Origin of the sequence: Haemophilus haemolyticus (assembly GCF_001008205.1) — a bacterium.
Classification (GTDB): domain Bacteria; phylum Pseudomonadota; class Gammaproteobacteria; order Enterobacterales; family Pasteurellaceae; genus Haemophilus; species Haemophilus haemolyticus_Q.
In genome coordinates this window covers 42,545-51,008 of record NZ_LCTK01000040.1, presented here as the reverse complement: position 1 = coordinate 51,008, position 8,464 = coordinate 42,545, and the positions used below count along the sequence as shown (strand labels likewise).

The window sequence follows — 8,464 nt, the reverse complement described above, 5'->3', positions numbered from 1 at the left end:
CTCTTCTGAAGTTAATGAGCTTTCACCTAAATAAGTACCACCCATTTCTTGCTTTACCATACTCATAACCATATGGTTTACAGCATTACCGCCACCGCCGCCAACGCCTACGACTTTGATCAGTGCGCCGGATTCATTAAAATTATCGTACTCAGGGTACTCTGGGTATAGCATTGATGTTCTCCGTTAAAGCCAGATAAGCTGGCTCAATATAAAACCTAAATTCTCTCTATTGTAGATGAAAAATCAAAATAATCAAAATTCTGACCGCACTTTATTCACAATTTTTTTAATTCCATTCCAAATTGGTTTTAGTACTCCGTCATCAGATTCATCATTTCCTGAAATCAAATCATCATCACTGTTACTATGGTTATACTGCAACAAACCCACCACCGTTGAATATTGAGGACGATTCACGTAATCTGTCAATCCAGTAATATTCAGCGGGCTACCAATACGTACTTGGCAATTAAATACGTCAGATGCACATTCTTTCAAATCTTCTATTTGGGCCCCACCGCCAGTAATCACTACGCCAGCAATAAGCTCAAACTTCACATGTTTTGTTTCCAACTCAGACTTTAATTTATCTAATTCATCTTTCACAACACCTAGAAGTTCCGTGTAGCGAGCAGATGTAATTAAGGATAAATCACTCTTTGTTAATGAACGAGGTGCTCGCCCACCAATACTTGCAACTTCAATTTTTTTATCACCGTGCAAACGAGCCGGGTAAAATGCACTTGCATAATTAACTTTAATTCGTTCAGCTTCTGCACGCGAAATAGTACAAGCGTGGGCAATATCGTTAGTCACAATATTTCCCGCATAAGGAATAACCTTACTGAAACGTAATGCTCCGTTTGTATAAACCATCACATTCATTGTGCCTGCACCGAAATCTATCAAGCAAACACCAAGATCTTTTTCATCTTCGGTTAATACTGAATGTGTTGCTGCAAAACCAGAAAAAACGACTTTATCCACTTGTAAACCACAGCGCTCAACCGCTTTTTTCAGGTTGTTTTGCCAATCTTGATGACAGGCGATTAAATGTACTTGTGCTTTTAAACGAACACCTTGCAAACCCAATGGATTTTTAATATTCAACTGGCGATCCACCGCATATTCTTGAGGAATCACATGCAATAAGGATAAGCCTTCAGGCAACTTGATGGAGCTCGCTGTATGCAGTGCGGAATCAATTTCATCTTGTGTTACTTCGCCATCTGAAATTGGCACAAAACCACTTTCATTTAAACTTTGAATATGTTCACCAGTAATTGCCAAAGTGACACTCATAATCTGACAATCAGCCATAGATTCAGCGGCTTCAATGGCTCTTTGAATAGAATTTACGACAGCTTCAAGATCGGTGATACTGCCACGATCAATCCCTTTAGATGGGCAACTACCAACACCTAACACATTCACTACACCATCAGGAAATACCTCGCCCACTACGGCAACAACTTTTGACGTACCGACTTCTAATCCTACAATTGTTTTAGCTTCCACACCTTTAACCATTTTCGCACCTAGTTTTTATTTATCAGCCATACCCACAGCAGCACCTGCCGCATATCGTAAATCTACATAATCTATTTTTTTATTTTCTGGAACATCAACTTGCGGATAAATCGTGACAAATCGTTCAAGCTTAGATTTCCATTCTCCACGACCTAACTTTAACACAATGTCATTATCAAGTGTTACTTGCCATGCACCGCGTTCATCAATATTCATGCCTTTTGCAATTAAATTTTTTGATTTAAAATCGGCATAAATCTGATTCCATGCTTCCAATACTTTTAAACTTTGATAATCTGGCCCACCTAAATAAGGCAAAGTATTCTCTTTTAAGCGTTCAATTGGAAGTTGGAATACAACACCATCCTGAGTAACAAATTGGTTCTGATTCCAAAATGCCACTGGTTGATATTCAGTAATCCAAATACTTAAACGATTTGGCCATATTTTTCGCACAATTGAGCTTTTAACCCAAGGTAAAGCTTCTATTTGCGCTTGAATTGGCTCGACATCTTGCCCCCAAAACCCTTTAAGAGAACCCATTTTTAATAAGCTTTCCTTAATATCGGCATCCGTGGTAAAAATCTTTTGTCCAGCCAATGCAAAACCACTAATAGGCTTATCATCCATTTTCTCTAGCAGAGTTTGCCAATTAAAATAGATGCTAAGAGCAAAAAGTATACCAAGCAAAGCCAAGAAAGCCCGAATATGAAAATAATATTTAGGCTTTTGTTCACTAAAACGAATATTCTGTGGAGTTTTCCTTTTCAGAATGTTCATTACACACTTAGCTCCAAGATTTTCACAACAAGCTGTTCAAAAGAAATACCCACGCTTGCGGCAGATTTTGGGAATAAACTATGGCTCGTCATTCCTGGATTCGTATTCACTTCAACTAAACGGAAATTACCTTTCGCATCGCACATAACATCAATACGGCTCCAACCACGACATCCTACTGCATCATAAGCGCGTTTCACTAATATAGCTAACTCTTGCTCGCGCTCAGGCGTTAAACCTGCAGGACAGAAATATTGAGTATTATCAGAAATATATTTCGCATTGTAATCATAGAACTCACCTTCAGGAACAATACGAATAGCTGGAAGTACCTGGCTATCCAATACGGGCACTGTTAATTCATCGCCAGCTAACCATTCTTCAATCAGAATCGTATTATCAAATTTAAGTGCATATTCCACCGCACTTTTTAGCTCATCCACGGCTTTAACTTTAGTTAATCCAACACTAGAGCCTTCCAAAGAAGGTTTCACCATTAATGGTAAGCCTAGTTTTTCCACTACAGCCTGAGCGTCTAATTCAGCAAAGGTTTCTCGGGTTACTACTTCCATATCTGCTACAGGTAATCCAAATGCCTTCCACAACATTTTTGTACGCATTTTATCCATAGTTAATGCTGAAGCCATCACTCCGCAACCAGTGTAAGGTAAACCAATTTGCTCTAATAAACCTTGTATTGTGCCATCTTCACCACCTCGGCCATGCAAAATATTAAACACTCGATGAAAACCATCCTTTTTAAGATTAGCTACATTATATTCTTTAGGATCAATAGGATGAGCATCATAACCTTGGTTTAATAAAGCCTCTAATACCGCTTTACCTGAATTGAGAGAAACTTCACGCTCAGCGGATGTTCCGCCTAATAACACTGCAATTTTTTCTTGTTTTAAATTCATTTTATCCTACTTATATATCTTATTATGATGGTCTTTATTAATAAATAAGACCATCTCAAATTTCTAAAATCTATTTATAAAAGTCTTAATTTTTCCAAGATTGAGCTAAGCCACGAGAGATTTTACTTACGCTACCCGCACCTTGCGCCAAAATCAAATCGCCATCTTGAATAATTTGATCAAGAACGTCGCCTAATTGTGATGTGTCAGAAACCAAGATTGGATCGATTTTTCCTAAATTTCTAATGGAGCGACAAAGAGATTTACTATCAGCTCCAACAATCGGCATTTCTCCCGCTGCGTACACATCAAGCATAATTAATGCGTCCACTTGCGAAAGCACTTGTACAAAATCATCAAATAAATCACGAGTACGAGAATAACGATGCGGTTGGAAAATCATAACAATACGTTTATCTCCCCATCCTTCTCGTGCGGCTTTAATCGTTACGTCCACTTCTGTTGGGTGATGACCATAATCATCAACTAAACGAACCTTACCATTTGGACGAATAAACTCACCTAACTGATCAAAGCGACGACCTGCACCTTGGAAATCAGCAAGGGCTTCTAAAATAGCTTCATTGCCAATACCTTCTTCTTTTGCTACAGCAAGTGCAGCCGTTGCATTTAACGCATTATGTTTTCCTGGCACATTTAACAGTACATTAATACGTTCATTATTTGGGCAAATCACTGTGTAATGACCTTGAAAACCTGTTTGTTCATAATCTTCAATGCGATAATCTGCATGTTCACTAAAACCATATGTAATCACTTGGCGACCAACTTTTGGCACAAGTTCCATTAATACTGGATCATCTGCACACATCACGGCTAAACCATAGAAGGGTAAATTATGTAGAAACTTCACATAGGTCGCTTTCATTTTTTCGAAATCACCTTCGTAGGTATCCATATGATCTGGTTCCATATTAGTCACAACAGATACCATTGGCTGCAAATGCAAAAACGAGGCGTCACTTTCATCCGCTTCTACAATTAAATAACGACTTGCGCCTAGATGTGCATTTTTACCTGCTGATTTCACCAAACCACCATTAACGAACGTTGGATCGAGCTTTGCTTGAGTGTAAATCATGGAAATCATAGCGGTTGTTGTCGTCTTCCCATGGGTTCCTGCAACAGCAATACCATGGCGGAAACGCATGATTTCAGCCAACATTTGTGCTCGTTGAATCACTGGAATACGTTTTTGTTTTGCTGCAACTAATTCAGGGTTATCATCTTTTATCGCACTGGATACGACAACAACACTGGCACCTTCAATATGTTCTTCTGCATGGCCAATGTAAATTTTTGCTCCAGCCTGAGCTAAACGTTGAGTTACTAAGCTATCAGCAATATCTGAACCAGAGATTTGATAGCCTTCATTCAATAAAATCTCAGCAATACCACTCATTCCTGCGCCACCAATTCCAATAAAATGAATTTGTTGCACTCGACGCATTTCAGGGATAATTTTTCTAATTTCTTCGTGGGAATGTTTCATTTATTTTTCCTTTTTGACACATTTGGCAAAATATTGGTGCCTATTCTAAAAGTGCGGTTAAAAATCGCAATATTTTTCTTATTCTTTGGAATATCAGTTAGTTTGAATTTTCTATAATAACCTCAGAAACTCGGTGTGCAGAGAGAGGTGTCGACATTGCTTTCGCTTTCTCAGCCATTTGTAATAAATTTTCACGAGTAAAGTTTTTTAAATAATTCACCAGAATTTCAGGCGTTAAATCTGCCTGTTCTACAATCTTTGCGGCACCCACGTCCGCCAAATATTTCGCATTCAAATATTGTTGACGATCTTTATGTTGGAAAGGTACAAAAATAGCTGCAGTGCCAACTGCCGCAATTTCACATACAGTTAATGCGCCAGAACGGCAAATTATCACATCTGCCCAGGCATAAGCCTCAGCCATATCATCAATAAATTCTGTTATTTTAACTTGTTCTGAATTCTCGCCATAAAGTTTGCTAACGTCTTCTACCGCACCTTTACCTACTTGATGACGAACGTCTAATTTATCTGCAAGCTGGGCGACTACTTTAGGTAAAGTATGGTTAAGCACTCTCGCGCCTTGGCTACCACCGACCACTAAGACACGTAATTTCTCCTCACGCTCCGCAAAACGAACTTCAGGATATGGCATCTTAAATAAATCTTCCCGAACTGGATTACCAACAACTTCAGCATGAGGAAAAGCACTTGGAAATGCTTGCAATACACGAGTTGCAATTTTTGCTAACCATTTATTCGTTAAACCCGCTATCGCATTTTGTTCATGCAAAATTATCGGTACACCACAAAGTTTTGCAGCAAGACCACCAGGACCTGAAACATACCCCCCCATTCCAAGTACAGCATCAGGCTTTTCTTCTTGAATAATTTTTTTTGCCTGCAATATAGCTCGGAAAATAGCAAAAGGAGCGCTTAATAAAGCTTTTATACCTTTACCACGCAAACCCGAAATTTGGATAAATCTAATCGGGATTCCATGTTTTGGTACAAGGTGAGCCTCCATTCGATCTTTCGTACCTAACCAGCAAATATCCCATCCTTGTTTTTGTAAAACTTGAGCAACAGCTATCGCTGGAAAAACATGGCCACCTGTTCCACCAGCCATCACTAATAATTTTTTATTTTTCATCTTCTTTATCTCTAATCATCGCGTAGGCGAGCTTGACCTGCGCGAAGTAAACGGTTTTCGTGATCAATACGTAATAAAATGCCAATAGTCGCTGACATAATAATAATACTCGAACCACCATAACTCACGAGTGGAAAGGTTAAACCTTTAGTCGGCAACATTCCAAGTGCCATACCTAAATTAACAAAGCCTTGGAAGAAAATCCAAAAGCCAATGCCTAAAGCTAAAAATCCTCTAAAACGTTGTTCTAACATTAAAGATTCCTTTCCGATCTTCAACGCACGAAATACAAGCAAGCCGAGCAAAATAACAACAATTAAAATGCCTATAAAGCCAAACTCTTCACCAATAATAGCCATGATAAAGTCAGTATGCGCTTCAGGTAAATAATCTAGTTTTTGAATTGAATTACCTAACCCTTCCCCCGTTATTTCTCCACGACCAAATGCCATAAGAGAGTTCGTTAATTGGAAGCCTGTACCATAAGGGTCTTTAAATGGATCTAAAAAACCGGTGAAACGTTTTAAACGATAAGAAGCAGAGATGATTAACCAAGCGCCAAGAATTACACCTGTTGCACCAAGCAAAATAAATTGGAAAAAGTGCGCGCCGACGATAAATAGCATACCGAAAGTAATAACAAACAGTACAACTGTACTTCCCATATCAGGCTGAACTAAGAGGAACATCCCCATCACGCCCATTACAATAAAGGGTTTTATCGCACTAAATTTTCTACCTCTTACCTCATCATAACGACGAGTAAAATAGCTTGCCAAAAAACAAGTCAGTGCAAGCTTCGCAAATTCAGCTGGCTGAAAATTCAAAATTCCCAATGAAATCCAACGTTTAGCACCATTCACTGATGTACCGATAAATAATACGGCTATCAATAAAGCCACAGCTGCCCAGAAAATATTTACATTCCATTTTTCCAACTTTTCAGTTGGAATATACAACATGGCATAACAAGTCGCTAAAGAAAGAAATACATAAAAAGCATCGCGTTTTGCAAAGTAAAAAGAATCATTAAATAAACGAGAGCTATAAGGAATAGATGCAGATGTTACTGAAACTAAACCAATTAAAAGCAAAATAACAAATAACCAAAATAGCGCACGATCATACAGCAAACCTTGCGGTGTGATGCGTGTCCATTCATCGTAATTTTTTTTGATGTTTTGTAAAAATTCCATCTTATTTTTATTAATGACTAAATTGGGCTGAATATTGCGCTAAACGAGTAAATTCTTCACCGCGCTTTTCAAAAGAAGCAAACTGATCGAGGCTTGCACAAGCTGGCGACAATAATACCATATCTCCGCTTTGCAATGTTGGGCGTAAAAATTCTATCGCTTGCTCCATTGTATCGAACAAATAGCTTTGCGATGAAAGCTTAGCGAGTTGCGCACCATCTCGACCAAAACAATAACAAATAATATGTGGTTGATTAATTAAGTCAGCTAATTCTGAAAAATCAGCCCCTTTTCCATCACCGCCTAACAACAAATGCAATTTTCCTTCAACATAAAGGCCTGCTAATGCGGCAACTGTACTCCCTACATTTGTTGCTTTAGAGTCATTAATCCAACGAATTCCATTAGCTTGATGCGCTAATTGAAAACGATGTTCTAACCCTTTGAAATGACGAAGTGCGGTACGAATTGAATCTAAATTAATACCGACAGCTTGTGCCAATGCCGTTGCCGCCAAAATGTTCATATGATTATGGCGACCGACTAATGTTGCTTCTTCACAAGGCAAAATCACTTCATCTTTTGCCATTAAGTATTGCTTGCCGTTTTCCGTTTTCCGCCAATAATCTGCTGTATTTTCCGCAAAAGAAACGGTTTGTTTCGCTTGATTTTCACCTTCACCAAAAGTCAGCTTATCCTCATTATTCAAAACTCCGACCTCAGTATTGTGATAAATGCGTAATTTTGCTTGGCGATAATCTTCTAAATCCACATAGCGATCCATATGATCTTCTGTCACGTTCAAGACAGTTGCAGCGGCAGCTTTTAAGCTATAAGTCGTTTCAAGTTGAAAACTAGAAAGCTCTAGTACATAAAGTTCACAATCTTCATTCAACAATGACAAAGCTGGAATTCCAATATTGCCGCCCATACCAACTTTCACGCCAGCAGCTTTCGCCATTTCATAAACTAAAGTAGTAACAGTACTTTTTCCATTTGAACCTGTAATCCCCACAATTGGCTTTGTCGCCGCGCAGCAGAATAATTCAATATCACCGATTACTTCTACGCCGGCTTTAAGTGCGGTTTGAATTTCAGGTGTTTTTACTGCAAGCCCTGGACTGATAACAATCATATCGCTTTCAAGTAACCATTCTTGATTTAAACTACCAGTATGAAGAGGGATATTTTTAGGAAGTTTATCAACACCAGTAGGATTTTTTCGGGTATCAATCACACGAATATTAGCCTGTTGGGATAAGAGATAATCCACGCAAGAAAGACCTGTTTTGCCAAGCCCGATGATAGTAATATTTTTGTTTTGATAGGCGTTCATTTTCTTTCTTCTTAATTGCTATAAATTTTAAAA

At 38.5% G+C, this 8,464-nt stretch carries 7 protein-coding genes and 1 pseudogene; all 8 read right to left on the bottom strand.

Annotation, left to right across the window (positions count from 1 at the left end):
* Positions 1–174: pseudogene (locus AAX18_RS08910) on the bottom strand (cell division protein FtsZ); the annotation flags it as partial.
* An 81-nt stretch (positions 175–255) separates the two neighbouring features.
* Positions 256–1,533 carry a cell division protein FtsA gene (ftsA, locus tag AAX18_RS08595; protein ID WP_005646429.1) on the bottom strand — a complete coding sequence of 426 codons (1,278 nt, stop codon included), beginning with the start codon at positions 1,531–1,533 and terminating at the stop codon, positions 256–258.
* A gap of 15 nt (positions 1,534–1,548) precedes the next feature.
* A complete protein-coding gene (locus AAX18_RS08590) occupies positions 1,549–2,313 on the bottom strand; it encodes a cell division protein FtsQ/DivIB (RefSeq protein ID WP_046953579.1) in 765 nt (254 codons plus the stop codon).
* Complete coding sequence (locus AAX18_RS08585) at positions 2,313–3,233, bottom strand: D-alanine--D-alanine ligase (protein ID WP_046953578.1); 921 nt, start codon at positions 3,231–3,233, stop codon at positions 2,313–2,315. Before AAX18_RS08585 ends, AAX18_RS08590 begins: the two co-directional genes overlap by 1 nt.
* Positions 3,234–3,318: 85 nt before the next feature.
* Positions 3,319–4,746: a UDP-N-acetylmuramate--L-alanine ligase gene (gene murC / locus AAX18_RS08580; RefSeq protein ID WP_046953577.1), complete on the bottom strand. Its 1,428-nt coding sequence runs from the start codon at positions 4,744–4,746 to the stop codon at positions 3,319–3,321.
* Positions 4,747–4,843: 97 nt separating this feature from the next.
* Positions 4,844–5,899, bottom strand: a complete 1,056-nt coding sequence (murG, locus tag AAX18_RS08575) for an undecaprenyldiphospho-muramoylpentapeptide beta-N-acetylglucosaminyltransferase (protein WP_046953576.1) — start codon at positions 5,897–5,899, stop codon at positions 4,844–4,846.
* An 11-nt stretch (positions 5,900–5,910) separates the two neighbouring features.
* Positions 5,911–7,095 carry a putative lipid II flippase FtsW gene (gene ftsW / locus AAX18_RS08570; RefSeq protein WP_046953575.1) on the bottom strand — a complete coding sequence of 395 codons (1,185 nt, stop codon included), beginning with the start codon at positions 7,093–7,095 and terminating at the stop codon, positions 5,911–5,913.
* 10 nt (positions 7,096–7,105) lie between these two features.
* Positions 7,106–8,431, bottom strand: a complete 1,326-nt coding sequence (gene murD / locus AAX18_RS08565; protein WP_046953574.1) for a UDP-N-acetylmuramoyl-L-alanine--D-glutamate ligase — start codon at positions 8,429–8,431, stop codon at positions 7,106–7,108.
* Positions 8,432–8,464 lie beyond the last annotated feature (33 nt).